This window comes from Leptospira wolffii serovar Khorat str. Khorat-H2, from assembly GCF_000306115.2.
GTDB classification, from domain to species: domain Bacteria; phylum Spirochaetota; class Leptospiria; order Leptospirales; family Leptospiraceae; genus Leptospira_B; species Leptospira_B wolffii.
This window is the reverse complement of sequence record NZ_AKWX02000004.1, coordinates 311,333-326,572: the sequence shown is the minus strand read 5'-3', so window position 1 is coordinate 326,572 and position 15,240 is coordinate 311,333. Positions and strand designations below refer to the sequence as shown.

The window sequence follows — 15,240 nt, the reverse complement described above, 5'->3', positions numbered from 1 at the left end:
GGATTTCTCATCCGTAAGGGCGGAGAAAAATTCGGGACAAAGGAACCCGGTTCCGTATCTTAGGTATTCTATCCGCCCATGAGGAAACATACATTCATACTCGTCCTAACCGTCTTCATAGACATGATGGGATTTTCTCTTATCTTTCCCGTTTTTCCGGAAACACTGAATCATTTTCTCGCCCAAGCCGGAGATCCCGTCCTGGATCTAATCGCCGGTTGGACTTCCAGACTCTTGGAAGGCAATTCAGGAGATTGGAAACTCTTCGTGGCTCTTTTCGGCGGGATCGTAGCCAGCCTATATTCCATCCTCCAATTTCTATTCTCCCCGATCTGGGGAAAATTATCGGATAAGACCGGGCGCCGTCCGGTTCTAGTCTTTACCTGCACTGGTAGTTTCGCAGGATATCTGGTTTGGTTATTCTCCGGAAGTTTTTCCCTGTTCGTTCTTTCCAGAATCATCACCGGACTCATGGGTGGAAATATTTCCGTAGCGACCGCCGCTATGGCCGATTCGACTTCCGAGCAGGACAGATCCAAAGGAATGGGAATGATAGGAGCAGGAATCGGACTAGGATTTATCGCAGGCCCTTCTTTGGGAGGAATCCTCGCACACACGGATCCTTCCCACCTACTTCCTTTTTTGCCCTGGGAAAAGATGACTATTTTTCCTTCCGTAGCCTTGGTTGCAGCTTCCGCTTCCCTTTTAAATCTAGTATTTGTTCTTCTTAGATTCCACGAGACTCTTCCTCACCAGTTGAGAAACAAATCTTCCGAAGGAAAAGTTCACCCTATTCTGGGAGTCTTCGAATTGGGGTCCCGTGAAATTCTATATGTGAGTTTTCTAAACTTATTTTTGCTCTTATTCTTTTCCGGTTTCGAATTCTCCCTGAATTTCTATCTGGATCAATTCTTGGGATTCTCTCCCATGCATATAGGATACACCTTCGTATATATAGGATTGATCATCGTATTTGTACAGGGGGGAATCATCCGTAGGCTGAGCGGAAAAGTGGAGGAAAAGAAGGTGGCCCTTTTGGCCTGCGTTTTCCTCGTATTAGGTTTTCTTTTTCTTACTCTTTCCGATCCGAACTCCGATTCCAAGTTCCAGCTATTTTTAGCTTTGACCTTTCTTGCACTCGGAAGTGCTTTCATCAATCCGTCGATCTCCGCAATCGTTAGTCTTTCTTCTCCCGCAAACGAACAAGGAAAGAATTTAGGAATACTAAGAAGTCTGGGTTCTTTCGGTAGAGGAATTTCTCCGATTCTTTTCAGTATCGTCTATTCCCAGAAAGGACCCCATTTTTCCTTTTTGATTTCGGGGGTCATGAGCGTAATCTTTTTAGGGCTATTTCTCTACGTGAAGCAACCTAAGGTTTCCACTTAAGGAAAAAGCATCGTATTAGTCGGTGCGATATCTTAGGAATCGAGGCGAAAAAAAAGGGATCTAATCCCGAAAAAGACTCTCTCTTAAGAAATCCGCGAAAGAAGGATACTTAAAGAACCGCGCCTAACGCTTCTTTCAATCGGAAAAAATGCAGATTCTCATCCAATTTAGAACCGCTTTCCAGGCGCAAAAGAAACGTATCTCGGACCTGACCGGAATCCGTTACGGCCTTAAAGGAAAGTATATCCACTCCGAACAAAAATAGAATTTGGGAAATCTCGAAAAGAATACCCGGACGGTCCTCCATTCTTAAATCCATTACCGTCGAATCACTGATCTCGGAATTGAAGAGAAAGATCTCCGGCGTGGATTCTGCCTTATCTCTTAAGGTGTTCATTTTCTCGGGATGGCCGGAAAGATAGTTCATCACGGACATTCCCCCGTAAAAAAGCTCCTTAAGATCGGCGTGGATCGCATTTAGATGTTCGTCCGTCATCGGAGCGCCGTCCACCCTCTTCACGATGAATATATCCTGGATATACCCGTCGGTGGAAGTCTCCGCAATCGCCTCTTCGATATTCCAACCGTGAACGTATAGAACAGCCGTGACCCGATAGATGATACCTATTTCATTCTTGGAAATATTCACCTTCAGGGCATAGGCCTCGCCCCTGGGAATGCAGGAAAGATGTAAGGGTTTGCCCGGCGTGCTGATCATGATCCACCTTGGATGCTATTTGCTGAATTCCTATACAATAATTCGAGAATTCAGACTCAATTTTGCATTCTACGCATAAGATTGCAAAAGGCGTACCTTTTTCTATCTTTGTAATAAAAATTTCGGTTATCCGAACATTCCTTACAAAGCGAATTTCACGCCCACGTTGGCAGAATATACCTTATCGTCGGTGGCCACCGCTTCCGCCAAAATCTTAAACATTAGTACGTTGATTTCGAAGCCTCCGATGAGATAATTCATCTGAGTTCTTACGTTCGCGGAGCCTCCGGTTCGCAAAGAAAGCGTTCCCCCGGCGTTTCCGTTCATCTGAGAAATCAATTCTGGAGGAAGACTGGAAGCGTTCGGATCCAAAGCCAGGTACAAAGGCCCGGAAGCGTGCAAATTCAGTTTGGTGTAACCCGAATTACTAGTGATCCCCGCTCCGGCAAAAACGGTAAGTATATAAAATAATCTTACCCCGGTACGTATATCGATAGGTACGGATTGTACTTTGGATTGATAAGAGAAGTCCACTTCCTGCTCCCATTTACCCGTGGCGGGCCCGAATGCCACTTTGATCGCATTCGCCGTGCTGGGATGATAACTCAAAGTCACTTCTTCCCATTTTCTATGGAAACCGATCCCTAAACTAATACCGGTAAATCCGAAAAAATCCAGGCGAGTATAACGTTCCCTAGCGATTTGGAATCGAATGGTCGCGCCGAAAGAATTGATGTTTCCTCCCACATCCAAGTCATTGGAAGCGGTATTACTTACCTTACGCAAATCCCCTGGACCGATATTTCCCTGGAACCCGTGCGCATATATATTGATCCTATGTAAGAAGGATCTTTGAGAAGAAGGGTCCGAAGATTGATCGGGTTGATCGGAAGGTCCCCTACCTAGTAGCCAGCCCAAATTCACACCCACCATCGCTCCGGGGTTGATAGAGGCTCCCACATTCGGAAATTTAGGAAGAGATATATCGCTGTACTGGATATTTACGTCGTCCTTTTTCACTCCTCCCAAACTGATACCGCCTCCTATCTGGAACCGATTTACCGTTCCCGGCCCCATCATCGAAGAGTTGATATTAGCAAGAACGGAAGCGTCCGCCATGGACTTGGTTAATTCGTTCAAATACTGGGTCCGGATCGTTTGTTCTAAGCCGTTAAACTCGGCGTAGGTGGAAGCAGGAATAAAGCTACAGACGTTGTTTCCGGAAACAGGCGGTGTACAGGTGATTTGCGCTTCGGTCGACTGCGAGGGTAGAAAATATAGGGCAAAGGGCAAAATAATAAAGGCGGCGCCCTTTATGCACCGCCCGAAAAAACTCATAGTAGGAGCCATTCGATCCATTTTATCCTTGGACGAGGGCTAAGTCGAGATTCTTTCAGAGACCCAGACTGCTACCAATAATTTCTTTCATGATCTCGGTGGTCCCCGCGTAGATCGTTTGGATTCTTGCATCCAAATAAGCCCTTGCGATCGGATACTCCATCATATAACCGTAACCCCCGAAAAACTGGAGGCAAAGGTCCGTATGACGCTTTTGCATTTCGGTGGAATAATATTTAGCCATGGAAGCCTCCACGGTCAATTTTTTTCCTACCATATGTTCCGAAACCACTTTGTCAACGAAGGTGCGGCACATTTCCAATTCGGTCGCCATCTCCGCCATCTGAAACTTGATATGCTGGAAACTTCCGATTTTTTTCCCGAAAGCCATCCTCTCTTTAATGTATTTTAAAGTCATCCTGTGAACCAATGCGGTCGCTTCGACGGCCGCAATCGCGAGTACAAGACGCTCTTGAGCGAGTTTCATCATCAAATAGCGGAAACCTTGGCCGTCCTTTCCGATGACGTTCTCTTTAGGAACTTTGACGTCGTTGAAGTACAATTCCGAAGTATCCTGAGCCTTTAACCCGATCTTTTCGAGATTGCGACCTCTTTCGAAGCCTTTCATTCCCTCTTCTATCATAACAAGTGAAATCGTCCCGTTTTCATGCTTCACCGCGGTAATTACGAGATTTGCAAGTTGTCCGTTGGAAATAAATGTTTTTTGACCGTTGACTAAATAATGGTCTCCCTTGTCTACGGCGCTGGTTCTGATGTTTTTCAGGTCGGAACCGGCCCCGGGCTCGGTCATAGCGACCGCTAAAATGCTATCCCCACTACAGCAACCGGGCAACCATCTCTTTTTTTGCTCTTCGTTTGCGTATGCGGAAATGTAAGGAGCGATCACGTCGTTATGGAGAGAAACGAAAAAGCCGCTATTTCCGGAACGGGAAGATTCCTCTATTACGACAACGTTATATAAGAAGTCCGCTCCGGATCCGCCGAATTCCTCGGGGACATCGGGACAGAGTAGCCCGCTCGCTCCCGCCTTTTTCCAAAGCTCTTTCGGAACCTTTCCGACTTTTTCCCACTCGTGGTGATTCGGAATGACTTCCGTTTCGAAAAATTTGCGCGCCATATCCCGGAAAGCTTCATGCTCTTCGGTAAATTGTAGGACTCTATCCATGTATCTCCCCCGCTTTCAGTAGACGGTATTCATTCTCATGTAAACGCCTGGGTTTCGTTTAATGTACTGGATCAGATCGTTCTGGGTAATGGAAAACAATTCCGTTTCCGATTCCGCTTTGAACGTATAACTGGAGGCCAGCTTCTTCGAAATCGCGTAGATCTCGCCTACGAAATCCCCGTCCGTAAGTTCGGCTAATTTCTTGCCTCCCTGGTGGACGCTTACTTTTCCATGACGAATGATATAGGCCTCATGGTAAAACGCTTTTTCCTCGATGAGTATTGAACCGCCGTTCACCTTGGAAAGTCGCATAATCATCTCAAGTTGGGTGACTTGGTGACTGGTTAAACCTTTGAAGTGACGCGAATCGATCAATGTCTTCCAGGAATTGCTATCCCGAATGCTGTTCAGTCGAATCAAGTTCTGGCGAAGATCCGTATTTCGGATAAATTGTAGGAACTTATTCTTATCGATGGTCAATGCGACCACGTCCGTTTCCGCGAAGACGTCCGCCGCACGGGGAAGATCCAAAACCAAGGAAGCCTCTCCGAAATATTCGTATTGGCCGTATCTTTTGATAGGACCTATATCGGAATGACCGGCGAGTAATCCCTCGAACTTCACGTTTCCGGAAGCGATGATATAGAATTTGTCGCCCGGGGTCCCTTTCTTGATGATCTGGTCCCCTCTCCTGTATTTTTCCTCCCGAACGATCAGAAGGAACTCCTTCGCTTTTTCGATCGGAAAACCGCTGAAGATATCGATCTGGCTCAAGATATCGAGTAAGTTATAAGCCTCGATATGCTTAGGAGGAGTGATTTCCGGATAAACGGTATTCTCGATTCCGAACCTGGCTAATTTAAGTCTGGTATCGGAAGGCATATCGCTTCTCGCGATATGGTATACAGTGATCTTTTCCTGGATTTCGGGAGGGAGGCTCGCCAGATAACTGACTCTGGTGTGAAGAGGAGGAATCCCCGCCTCATGATAAATGATACGTCTGTCCCAAGGGAATTCCTTCAGGAATTTCCAGCGAGACTCGGGAAGGACGCCTTTTTGGAACATCTTCTCGTGCACTTCCGGCTCGTTCAAATGATCGGAAGTATAAACGAAGGACTGGTCCTGGAAGAAGAATTCGAATCCTACGGAAGGAATGGAATGCAATGCATAATGAAAATTGAATTCTCCTCCGTTGATCATTAACGGCCTACCGATGATAATAGGCTGAAAATGAAAGAGCTCCAATAGTTCCTTGCGGGGAATCTTGGTTAATGCGGAATACTTGCGGATAAAACTCTCCATCACTGTCGCTGTGGCGTGGATGGTGATCTTATTCTCCTCCATGATTTTTTGGAAGGTTCCCGCATCGTGGTCCGCGTGACAATGAGTGAGAATAACGTGATTGATCAGCTTAGGATTCACATTGGAACTGCGTAGCCACTCGGTAGAATTTACGGGAGGATCCACCATGATTCCCTGGTGGTTCAACCAAATAATGAATCCGGAAGTATTGTCTTCGGGGTCGAATCCGTGAGAAGGTCCGAGACAAGTGATTCCTAAGATAGGCGCTTGAAAAGGTTCCTCCAAACGGTGACCGATTTCATATTTAATATTGAAGCCGACTTCTCCCGGTATTTCGGTTTCCTTCGATCCGTCGGTGATTCTAAAATCCCCGGAAGGAAGTTTACGAACCAGAACCTTTCCGAGATTCACCATATTCTCCGAATCGAATACCAAGAACTCCACTACGTCGTTTAGTCCTTTGTATCCTCGGAAATATCCCATCTCCGCTTTCATATCCGGAAACCCGAAAGATTCGGCTCCGTTCAAATACTCGGATTCCAGGTTAATTTCTTCCGGACCCATTAAGGATTCCTTAAGAACGGTGATAAGCTGGTCTTTCTGTTCGTTCGTACAAATGATAGTGGTCTTCTTCTGTCTTAAGAAGAAGTTGAAGTAGATGGGGAATTCCAGCTCTGCGGTGCTGATTCCCTTTTCGACATGGAAGAATTTATTAGGAAGAATGAATACCAGGGGAGTCTTCTTTTCCGCCATCGTATCCTTGATGGTTTCGGGAGGAGACCCGATTTGAAAGTATCCCTCGCTCGTCTCTACGAGATAGCCTCCCCTCGGAAGCTCTATAAATCCCCTGGTTTGCTCTTTTAGCATGGAAAATTCCGCAGCAGTTTCTTTTTAGAAGCGTATCTTATTTATGTCTTTCGATGAAGCTTTTGATTTGCGCCTTCGGTAGTGCGCCGATGATCTTATCCACCAATTGTCCGTCCTTGAACAGAAGAAGAGTCGGCAAGGATTGGATATTCAATTTTTGAGCGGTGTCTTGGTTATCGTCCACGTTTAATTTTTTGATTTTTAGGACTTCGTTCAATTCGGAAGAAAGTTCTTCCAATACCGGGGAAACCATTCTACAGGGTCCGCACCATTCTGCCCAGCAGTCTACTAGGACCATTCCTCCTGAGATTTCCGTGCTGAATGTAGCGTCGTTTATTTCGGTCAATGCCATGGGCTAGATTTTCTCCTTTTTTCCCACTCTCTATAACAAATAGGACGGGTCTATTTCTTCTTTTTCTTCTTTTCCTTCTCGGCTTCTATAGATTCCACCTTTTCTTTTAGGGATTCTATCAAGGTTTTGGTTTTGCCCAAGTCCTCGGTTTCCCCCGTGGTCTGTAGAATTTTCCGGTTCACTTCCAAAAGCGAGATGGATTTCTTGAGATCCCCCGCGTCCTGGGTGGATAAGTCGAATTTGGCCCGGTATTCCTGGGCGGCAAAGTTACAGAGTTCCAGGATTAGATTGTAGTGCTCCTGTCTAGGATAATAGTAAGGATTCTCCAAGTCTCTTTCCTTCTCGAAAGCCCGGAAGTCAAAAAGATTCTTACTAAGTATGGCGATTTTGAAATGGATTTCGGGAAAGCTCCATTTCCATTTGGAATTGGACCCGAACGCCTCTATCGTATTGACGGTGCATAGCCTAAGTCCCTTTACATAATTGAGTCTTTGGAGGGGATTGAATTCGGGTATTTTCGCGAGTAGGTCCTTATTCTCCCCGAGGCCCGCCTCGAAATCGGTGCCCACGACTTTTTCCATAAAGGAAATCGCGCTATAGACTTCCTTTCTACCCTGATTGAGGTAGGTATCCGATTTTAAGTCCAAAATCGCGACGGAGATCTCGTTAATCAAGAGACAGGTATTGATGTTTTTGATAGAATTCAAAGAAAGGGCGATATTGAAATAAGGCTCCATTTTCGGATCCTTACGGGACTGGGCCTTGAGTAGGTTTCCCTCTTTTTTTAAATCCTCCAGGAAAGCTCGAAAATCTACGAGCTTCTCTTGGAATTCCTGCTTTTGTTCCTTGGTCAGAGCCATTCTTCTATACCTGCACGTTAATCAGACTACCGACGGAAAGGGCATACATATAATCGGAATTAGGAGTATTTTCCTCCTTCTTCCTCTCGGCCTGCCCTTCTTCCCGGCCCGGTTCTTGGATCGGAACCTGCACCGATAAAGGTTCAAAGGATGATGCTTCTATTCTCATACCGAATCCCGAGTCTTAGTAGAATTATCGGCTCTTTTCCTACTAACTATTTGACATATATTGTGGACGCGAAATCTTAACAAAGGAGGAAGATCCATGTATTCACCCCTTGCATTCATTGGAAACCTAGGTTGGCCGGAAATCCTCATAATTCTGTTTGTAGCCTTACTTATATTCGGAGGCAAGCGACTTCCCACTTTGGCCAAAGATTTAGGAGACGGAATCCGTTCTTTCCGAAAATCTCTTTCCGGCGAGTCCGACTCGGAATCGGCTAAAATCGAAGAGCCCGAGACCAAATCGGCCCCAACTAATAAGAAATCAAAAAAATCCGCTTAAAGATTGCTTTCCGGTCGGTCCTTAAAACCCGACCTGAAGCGGATGAATTTGTATTCTTAATCTATGCCCTCAAAAACAAAAACCCAGGTAAAATCGGAAGAACTGCCTAAAATCGATTCCGATCCGAATTCTCTCACTCACGACAGGGAAAAATTCATGACCCTGGGGGAACATTTGGAGGATCTCCGAAAAGTCCTAATCCGTACATTACTAGTCTTTTCGGTTTTCTTTATCGCGTCCCTATTTTTCGGCGAAGAGATTCATAAGATTTTTACTAGACCCTACAAGAACGTCTTGGGAGAAGGCGCCACCTTTTACCAGATCAAACTCATGGCCCCGTTCATGGTCTATCTCAGAACCGGGTTTATGGTCTCGGTATTATTTAGTTTTCCGTTCACCCTCATGTTTCTCTGGGGATTTGTAGCACCCGCTTTAGAGCCCAAGACGGCGAGACTCGGAAAAGGATTAATCCTATTTTCCACCGTACTTTTTTGGTTGGGTATCTGGCTTTGCTGGACGGAGGCTTTCGAGAATTTTTTAAGAATCTTTCTAGTTACGTTTCGCCCTTTGGATATCGAAACGAAACTTCCGATCGACGAGTACTACGACGTATTCTTTAATATCCATCTGATCTTCGGACTCGCGTTCCAATTGCCGGTACTCATGGTGCTTTTTGCAGCGATCGGAATTCTAAAATTATCCTTCTTATTGCGTTATTGGAGGGAGTCGATTTTAGGTCTTGCGATCGCCGCGGCAGTCCTTTCTCCCGGTCCGGATGCGATGTCCATGCTCATGCTATTCATTCCTCTTACGGTACTTTTCGCGATTTCTCTCCTTCTCATATTCTTCATAGAGAGGAAATAGTCATGTCGGATAATGTTCAGTCCAAACAGAAACTGTCCATAATCGCCTTCACCGTCGCCTTCGTATTCTTCCTTTTATTCATTCTTCTAGACGATTTTCTTTTCGGAGAAGATATCAGAAAAGTACTCAGAACCCTGGTCTGGATCCGTCTTTCGGTGGGATTTCTGTTTTCCGCCTTGATCAGTCTTCTCACCTACCATCTTTTGCAGACCACATTCCGTTCCTTAAAGAGCCTCTCCACTTTACTCCAAAGCTGGACACAGGATGTTTACGAGGACTCGGGAGAAGAGCAAAGAGACGATGAGATCGGAGAACTCGCGAGACATTTCCGAATCGCTCTTTACCAAAAAAAGGCGAGAGAGGAACACTCGTCCGAAGAATCCTTCGTGAGAAAAGAAAGAGAACTCTCGGATAAGATCCAGGGATTCTTCCATAAGATCCGATTGAATAAGATCAAGAATCTGGATATTACGGTCTATCCAAGAAATTCCGTCCAAGGCGAAACGGATTACGGAAACATAATACCTACGGCGGACGGTTGCTTGGGAATCCTTGCCGGTTTTCCGAACGAGGGAGTTCTGGAATCCGCCATGAAAGCGAGAATCGAAGGAATGATTTCTCTAGCTCAGGAAACGACCGGACTTAGGGGAGAGGATCTTCTCTATAAGATAGATCGTGCCCTTCGCTCCACTCCTATTTCCTATTTGAATCTGGCTTTATTTTCTCTCGAGACACGAAACGGTGACCTTGGCATTTTACAATACCAAAAGCTCCCCGCTTTAGTGCATAGGAACGGGAAGACGACTCCTTTACAAAATTCCCAGCACGTATTCTTCGATTTCAAATCCAATCCCAGAGATGTAAAAAAGCTATCTCTCAAACCGGGAGAATTCCTGATTCTGCTTAGCGACAGGCTCACGGAATTATCCGGATCCCATAATGCCTCTCAGATTCTCTCCGAACTGCAAGCCTGGAGCGCCGGAAAGGATTATAAGAATTCTAGAGACTTGGTCCTGGATTTCGGAAGATTCCTAGAATCCATCTTCGGCAAAAAGGCTTTATCCAAGGCTTCCTTACTCGCGGTGGGTAGAGTCCGAGAATCTTAATATCGAGGCTCTTTCTGAATGGGATCGGTTTGATTTTTTCGACCGACCTTGGTTCTATCGAAAATTAGCATCCGAGTAAAAAATCGACCTACTATTTTTCGTTTTGCCGTCTAAGTTCAGTGAAATTCTTCTGAAAGAGTTCGGATCTCGAATTTCTCTCCTTCGGTTTTTTCCAAAATCTGAAACAATAACATCCAAAGAGGATCCCACCATGATTCCAGTTAAATCTTTTGCGGCCGCTACCGCTAAATCGCCCTTAGCTCCTTTCGCCTTAGAGAGAAGGGAACCTAAGGACAAAGACGTTCTCATCGATATCCGTTACTGCGGCATCTGCCATTCGGATATCCACCAAGCCAGAGACGAATGGGGAGGCTCCATTTTTCCCATGGTTCCAGGTCATGAAATCACCGGAGTCGTTTCCAAAGTCGGCCAAGGAGTCACCAAGTTCAAGGTGGGAGACAAGGTAGGCGTAGGTTGTTTCGTGGATTCCTGTAGAGATTGCGAGCAATGCAAAAAAGGTCTGGAGCAATTCTGCGAGAAAGGAATGAGCGCCACCTATAACGGAAGGGAGCAGGACAAAAAGACTCCGACTTACGGAGGATATTCCAGCCGGATCGTAGTGGATGAGAATTACGTACTTAGAATTCCGGATAATCTTCCTTTGGATGCTACGGCTCCCCTTCTCTGTGCTGGCATCACTCTCTATTCTCCTCTGGTGCATTGGAAAGCGGGACCAGGAAAAAAGGTGGCCATCATAGGTCTCGGAGGTTTAGGACATATGGGAGTGAAAATCGCACACGCACTTGGTGCGGAAGTAACCGTTCTTAGCCAATCCAATAAGAAGGAAGCGGATGCAAAACGTTTGGGTGCGGACCATTTCTATGCGACTTCCGATCCCAAGACGTTCGTGAAGTTGAGAAATCGTTTCGACCTGATCGTGAATACCGTCTCTATGCCAATGGATTGGAACCAATACTTAGGCCTCTTGAACGTGGACGGAACCATGGTAGTCGTAGGGATTCCGGAGAACCAAGTTCCCATCGGAGCATTCTCTCTCATCGGAGGTAGACGAAGCCTCGCAGGTTCCTTAATCGGCGGAATCCAAGAGACCCAGGAAATGTTGGATTTCTGCGGAAAGCACGGCATCACGAGCGACATAGAGCTGATTCCGATCCAAAAAGTAAACGAGGCTTACGAGCGAGTGATCAAAAGCGACGTGCGCTATCGTTTTGTGATCGATATAGAAAGTTTAAACGCAGCTTAACGCCCCTTCGATACAACGCTTCGAATCGCTCAGGGACCACCCTTCGACACGACTAAGTACAAGTCCCGAGTGATTCGAGCGAAGCGAGATTTATATCGCTTGCGAAGCTTCACGAAGTTGCGAAAAACTTAAGCTATCTTAGGCTCTTTTTTCAGAACCAGATTGGGAGGCTTAATTCCTAGTACGGATTCTTCCGTGATAATCACCTCTTCCACATCTTTGCGGGAAGGGATCTCATACATCAGATCCAACATGAGATTTTCCACGATCGCACGAAGTCCTCGGGCTCCGGATTCTCTTTCGATAGCGAGCTGGGCGATTTTGTCGATCGCAGACTCTTCGAAGGAGAGTTTCACGTTTTCCATCTCAAGAATCTTGGTGTACTGGCGAAGAATGGAATTTTTAGGTTCACGGAAAATGCGTTTAAGCATGTCCACGCTCAAATCCTGGAGAGTAGCGATCACAGGCATACGACCGATAAACTCGGGAATCAGTCCGAATTTCATCAAGTCCTCCGGAATCACACGAGCCAGAATTTCTCCCTTGGACTCGTCTCGAAGAATCTTACCTTCTTTTTCTCCGCTACCGAACCCGATGGTTTTCACTCCGGTTCTGGTCTTGATGATATTGTCCAAATCCACAAAGGCTCCGCCCAGAATGAAGAGGATATTCTTGGTATCCACTTGCAGATATTCCTGGTGAGGATGCTTCCTTCCTCCTTGAGGAGGAACGTTTGCAACCGTGCCTTCTATGATCTTTAATAAAGCCTGTTGTACGCCTTCTCCGCTCACGTCTCTAGTGATGGAAGCACTATCCGATTTACGGGCGATCTTATCCACTTCGTCGATATAAATGATACCGATTTCGGCCTTCTTGATATCGTTGTCCGCGTTTTGGATGAGTTTGAGGATGATATTTTCCACATCCTCTCCCACATACCCTGCTTCGGTGAGAGCGGTAGCATCCACGATTGCGAAAGGAACCTTGATGATTCTCGCCAGGGTTTGTGCCAGAAGGGTTTTTCCGGAACCTGTGGGACCGATAAGAAGAATATTCGATTTTTCTAATTCGATATCAGACTTTTTATCTTTTAGATAGATTCGTTTATAGTGGTTGTATACGGCTACGGAGAGAGCTTTTTTGGCGTGATCCTGACCGATCACATATTGGTCCAAAATGGATTTAATGGCCGCGGGATTCGGAACCTCGCCCAAAAGCTCGGTTCTTTCCTTTTCCTGCTCCGGTTCTTCCGCGATGATTTCGTTGCAAAGAGAAATACACTCGTCGCAGATATAAACGCCGGGACCGGCGACCAATCTTTTTACGGAATCCTGTTCTTTTCCGCAAAACGAACAAAATAATTTTTGCTTATTATTGGTTCCGGTCGGTTTTTTGGCCACGGGATCCCCCTAGTTCTTTTGGCGTTCGATAGAAATCACGGAATCGATGATACCGTAACTTTGCGCTTCTTCCGGAGTCATGTAAAGGTCCCTTTCGGTATCCTTTTGCACTTCTTCCACTGTTTTGCCGGTGTGCTTGGCATATAAGCCGTTCAGCACCTGCTTTAACTTCAGAACTTCTTTGGCCTGGATGGCGATATCGGATGCTTGTCCGGTAGCTCCGCCGGTAGGCTGGTGCATCATGATTCTGGAATGAGGAAGGGCGGATCTTTTCCCTTTTGCTCCTCCGGCCAAAAGCAAAGCAGCCATAGAGGATGCCTGGCCGATGCAAAGAGTTCTTACGTCCGCCTTAATATACTGCATAGTGTCGTAAATGGCAAGCCCGGAAGATACGTATCCCCCCGGAGAATTGATATAAAGGTAAATATCCCGGTCCGGATTCTCCGCGTCCAAGAATAGGAGCTGAGCGATGATTACGTTCGCATAATCGTCCGAAATAGCGTCGCCTAGAAAAATGATCCGGTCCTTGAGTAGGCGGGAAAATACGTCATACCGCATCTCGCCTCTTCCGGTCTGTTCGATAACTGTAGGGATTATTGCCATACTTCTCCAGTTTCCTTATTCGAAAGGAATTCCTTTAGCTGACGGATACTCATCTTCTCGTTGTATTTCTTTTCTACAAGCTGGAAGAGCGTATCGTCTATCTTTTTTGCTAAAAAATTGTCCCGGTAAGTTTCCAGAAGTTTACCTTTTTCCAATTCTTTTTTAAAATCGGCTTCCTGCATCCCGTATCTTGAGGCAAGAGATGCGATTTCCTTTTGGAAATCCTCCTCGGAGAGAGTGATATTTTCGCTCGCCGCCAATTTCTGGCGGGCGAAATAGCCCTTGAGTCTGTTTTCGGCGATGGTTTTGAAGGAATTCCGGATCTCTTCCAGAGGTTTGCCTACCATTTCGGCATATTTCTCTATACTTGGAATATGTTCGGGAGAGATTCTTCCCCCCTGTCCTCTTCCTAAAATATCCTGCATCATGTTTTGATAAACATGCTCGGACTCCTCGTTGATGAAGGAATCCGGGAATACGAATTTGGAGTCCTCTACGAGTTCCTTATAGACTTCTTCCAATTTTTTGGATTTCACGCCTTCGGTATAATTCTTAGTCAAGGCGTCCTTGATCTTGTCCTTTAATTCCTGTAAAGAAGCGGATCCGTCGTATTCGCTGGCCAGATCGTCGTCCGCATCCGGAAGCACTTCCTTATAGATTGCTTTGAGAGTCATGTCGAACTGCACCGTCTTACCGGCCAGATCCTCTCTTCCGTAATCGTTAGGATAGGTATAAGAGAATGGCTTGGTCTCTCCGGTTTTGATTCCGTAGAGATGGTCGTCGAATCCGGGAAGATTATTCGGTTCTCCCAATTTATAATCGCTGGAACCGTTCTTAGCGTTTTTCGCTTCTTGCCCTTCTTCTTTTACTTCGAATTCCATGTCCACGATATCGCCGGCTTCCGCGCCTTCGCCTGGTTCTCTCAGAAGTTTTCTGGCTAATTGTTTACGGATGGTAAGAAGCTCGTCTTGGAGATCCTCTTCCGTGATTTGGACTTCTGGGAGCTTGATTTTGATCTTCTTATATTTTCCTAAAGTGACTTCGGGTTCGGAATCGTAGACCGCGGTAGCCACAAGGCTTTTGCCCGGCACATAATCTTCTACGGTGAACTTAGGAAAGCGAACCATCTTGTACTCGAGTTTACTGGATAATTCGCTGATGGAATCCACCAGTAGAAGGTTGATCGCATCGTTGGCGACCGAGTCTCCCAGGTGTCTTTTTACCATCTCTAAAGGAGCCTTGCCGGGACGGAAGCCCGGGACCTTTAGATTTTTCTGTTTTTCGAGATAAGCCTTATCAAAGGCTTTTTCTAGATCATTCTTATCGAAGGTAAGTTTTAATTCTACGGATGCGTTTTGATTTTTTTTTGTCTTGAATTCCATGGCTGCAGGGGGCGAAGAACTGGCTTCAAAAGATTATGATCCGGTTATCGGTTGCGGAATCCGGCAAAAGCCGTTCGGTTTCGCCTCCGAGCCGAGATACGGAAACC

15 protein-coding genes are annotated in these 15,240 nt (G+C 46.0%); 5 read left to right on the top strand and 10 right to left on the bottom strand.

The genetic code is table 11. The features are described 5' to 3' along the window. Positions 1 to 78: 78 nt before the first annotated feature. Positions 79 to 1,386, top strand: coding sequence for an MFS transporter (locus LEP1GSC061_RS01530; RefSeq protein ID WP_016544095.1), 1,308 nt, complete (start codon positions 79 to 81; stop codon positions 1,384 to 1,386). Between the two features lie 109 nt (positions 1,387 to 1,495). Here the strand turns inward: LEP1GSC061_RS01530 and LEP1GSC061_RS01525 are convergent, their stop codons facing one another. The 7 genes from LEP1GSC061_RS01525 to LEP1GSC061_RS21605 form a co-directional block, all read right to left on the bottom strand. Continuing rightward, positions 1,496 to 2,104 (bottom strand): hypothetical protein, encoded by a 609-nt coding sequence (locus LEP1GSC061_RS01525; protein WP_016543467.1) that lies wholly within the window; start codon positions 2,102 to 2,104, stop codon positions 1,496 to 1,498. A 141-nt stretch (positions 2,105 to 2,245) separates the two neighbouring features. Further along, positions 2,246 to 3,463, bottom strand: a complete 1,218-nt coding sequence (locus tag LEP1GSC061_RS01520) for an Lsa36 family surface (lipo)protein (RefSeq protein WP_052006465.1) — start codon at positions 3,461 to 3,463, stop codon at positions 2,246 to 2,248. A 34-nt stretch (positions 3,464 to 3,497) separates the two neighbouring features. Further along, on the bottom strand, positions 3,498 to 4,628 hold the full coding sequence (locus LEP1GSC061_RS01515; protein WP_016543564.1) for an acyl-CoA dehydrogenase family protein: 1,131 nt from the start codon (positions 4,626 to 4,628) through the stop codon (positions 3,498 to 3,500). Positions 4,629 to 4,643: 15 nt separating this feature from the next. After that, on the bottom strand, positions 4,644 to 6,797 hold the full coding sequence (locus LEP1GSC061_RS01510; RefSeq protein WP_016543544.1) for a cAMP/cGMP-dependent 3',5'-cyclic-AMP/GMP phosphodiesterase: 2,154 nt from the start codon (positions 6,795 to 6,797) through the stop codon (positions 4,644 to 4,646). A 37-nt stretch (positions 6,798 to 6,834) separates the two neighbouring features. Continuing rightward, positions 6,835 to 7,149: a thioredoxin gene (gene trxA, locus LEP1GSC061_RS01505; protein ID WP_040507564.1), complete on the bottom strand. Its 315-nt coding sequence runs from the start codon at positions 7,147 to 7,149 to the stop codon at positions 6,835 to 6,837. Between the two features lie 50 nt (positions 7,150 to 7,199). Then, positions 7,200 to 8,009, bottom strand: a complete 810-nt coding sequence (locus LEP1GSC061_RS01500) for a hypothetical protein (protein ID WP_016543815.1) — start codon at positions 8,007 to 8,009, stop codon at positions 7,200 to 7,202. A gap of 4 nt (positions 8,010 to 8,013) precedes the next feature. After that, positions 8,014 to 8,178, bottom strand: coding sequence for a hypothetical protein (locus LEP1GSC061_RS21605; protein ID WP_016544127.1), 165 nt, complete (start codon positions 8,176 to 8,178; stop codon positions 8,014 to 8,016). Between the two features lie 96 nt (positions 8,179 to 8,274). Between LEP1GSC061_RS21605 and LEP1GSC061_RS01495 the strand changes: the two genes are divergently transcribed. The 4 genes from LEP1GSC061_RS01495 (at position 8,275) to LEP1GSC061_RS01480 (ending at position 11,748) form a co-directional block, all read left to right on the top strand. Continuing rightward, on the top strand, positions 8,275 to 8,514 hold the full coding sequence (locus LEP1GSC061_RS01495; RefSeq protein ID WP_016544004.1) for a Sec-independent protein translocase subunit TatA/TatB: 240 nt from the start codon (positions 8,275 to 8,277) through the stop codon (positions 8,512 to 8,514). A gap of 63 nt (positions 8,515 to 8,577) precedes the next feature. After that, the gene (tatC, locus tag LEP1GSC061_RS01490) at positions 8,578 to 9,378 is read left to right on the top strand and encodes a twin-arginine translocase subunit TatC (RefSeq protein WP_016543414.1); all 801 of its coding nucleotides are present in this window, start codon (positions 8,578 to 8,580) and stop codon (positions 9,376 to 9,378) included. 2 nt (positions 9,379 to 9,380) lie between these two features. Beyond that, complete coding sequence (gene rktP, locus LEP1GSC061_RS01485; protein ID WP_016543380.1) at positions 9,381 to 10,484, top strand: Arg-Lys translocation region protein phosphatase RktP; 1,104 nt, start codon at positions 9,381 to 9,383, stop codon at positions 10,482 to 10,484. Between the two features lie 211 nt (positions 10,485 to 10,695). Beyond that, positions 10,696 to 11,748 carry an NAD(P)-dependent alcohol dehydrogenase gene (locus LEP1GSC061_RS01480; RefSeq protein ID WP_016543784.1) on the top strand — a complete coding sequence of 351 codons (1,053 nt, stop codon included), beginning with the start codon at positions 10,696 to 10,698 and terminating at the stop codon, positions 11,746 to 11,748. A gap of 128 nt (positions 11,749 to 11,876) precedes the next feature. Here LEP1GSC061_RS01480 and clpX read toward each other — a convergent pair whose 3' ends face one another. The 3 genes from clpX to tig are packed head-to-tail and all read right to left on the bottom strand — an operon-like array spanning position 11,877 to position 15,133. Further along, entirely contained in the window at positions 11,877 to 13,148 is a 1,272-nt protein-coding gene (gene clpX, locus LEP1GSC061_RS01475; RefSeq protein WP_016543674.1) for an ATP-dependent Clp protease ATP-binding subunit ClpX, read from the bottom strand. A 9-nt stretch (positions 13,149 to 13,157) separates the two neighbouring features. Further along, on the bottom strand, positions 13,158 to 13,751 hold the full coding sequence (gene clpP, locus LEP1GSC061_RS01470) for an ATP-dependent Clp endopeptidase proteolytic subunit ClpP (protein ID WP_040507561.1): 594 nt from the start codon (positions 13,749 to 13,751) through the stop codon (positions 13,158 to 13,160). Continuing rightward, positions 13,742 to 15,133 carry a trigger factor gene (gene tig, locus LEP1GSC061_RS01465; protein ID WP_016544076.1) on the bottom strand — a complete coding sequence of 464 codons (1,392 nt, stop codon included), beginning with the start codon at positions 15,131 to 15,133 and terminating at the stop codon, positions 13,742 to 13,744. Before tig ends, clpP begins: the two co-directional genes overlap by 10 nt. Between the last annotated feature and the right edge of the window lie 107 nt (positions 15,134 to 15,240).

What these genes read in the sequence shown, in the direction of transcription:
- LEP1GSC061_RS01530 (WP_016544095.1), top strand. Translation starts at nt 79, where the DNA reads ATGAGGAAACATACATTCATACTCGTCCTAACCGTCTTCATAGACATG.
- LEP1GSC061_RS01525 (WP_016543467.1), bottom strand. Translation starts at nt 2,104, where the DNA reads ATGATCAGCACGCCGGGCAAACCCTTACATCTTTCCTGCATTCCCAGG.
- LEP1GSC061_RS01520 (WP_052006465.1), bottom strand. Translation starts at nt 3,463, where the DNA reads ATGGATCGAATGGCTCCTACTATGAGTTTTTTCGGGCGGTGCATAAAG.
- LEP1GSC061_RS01515 (WP_016543564.1), bottom strand. Translation starts at nt 4,628, where the DNA reads ATGGATAGAGTCCTACAATTTACCGAAGAGCATGAAGCTTTCCGGGAT.
- LEP1GSC061_RS01510 (WP_016543544.1), bottom strand. Translation starts at nt 6,797, where the DNA reads ATGCTAAAAGAGCAAACCAGGGGATTTATAGAGCTTCCGAGGGGAGGC.
- trxA (WP_040507564.1), bottom strand. Translation starts at nt 7,149, where the DNA reads ATGGCATTGACCGAAATAAACGACGCTACATTCAGCACGGAAATCTCA.
- LEP1GSC061_RS01500 (WP_016543815.1), bottom strand. Translation starts at nt 8,009, where the DNA reads ATGGCTCTGACCAAGGAACAAAAGCAGGAATTCCAAGAGAAGCTCGTA.
- LEP1GSC061_RS21605 (WP_016544127.1), bottom strand. Translation starts at nt 8,178, where the DNA reads ATGAGAATAGAAGCATCATCCTTTGAACCTTTATCGGTGCAGGTTCCG.
- LEP1GSC061_RS01495 (WP_016544004.1), top strand. Translation starts at nt 8,275, where the DNA reads ATGTATTCACCCCTTGCATTCATTGGAAACCTAGGTTGGCCGGAAATC.
- tatC (WP_016543414.1), top strand. Translation starts at nt 8,578, where the DNA reads ATGCCCTCAAAAACAAAAACCCAGGTAAAATCGGAAGAACTGCCTAAA.
- rktP (WP_016543380.1), top strand. Translation starts at nt 9,381, where the DNA reads ATGTCGGATAATGTTCAGTCCAAACAGAAACTGTCCATAATCGCCTTC.
- LEP1GSC061_RS01480 (WP_016543784.1), top strand. Translation starts at nt 10,696, where the DNA reads ATGATTCCAGTTAAATCTTTTGCGGCCGCTACCGCTAAATCGCCCTTA.
- clpP (WP_040507561.1), bottom strand. Translation starts at nt 13,751, where the DNA reads ATGGCAATAATCCCTACAGTTATCGAACAGACCGGAAGAGGCGAGATG.
- tig (WP_016544076.1), bottom strand. Translation starts at nt 15,133, where the DNA reads ATGGAATTCAAGACAAAAAAAAATCAAAACGCATCCGTAGAATTAAAA.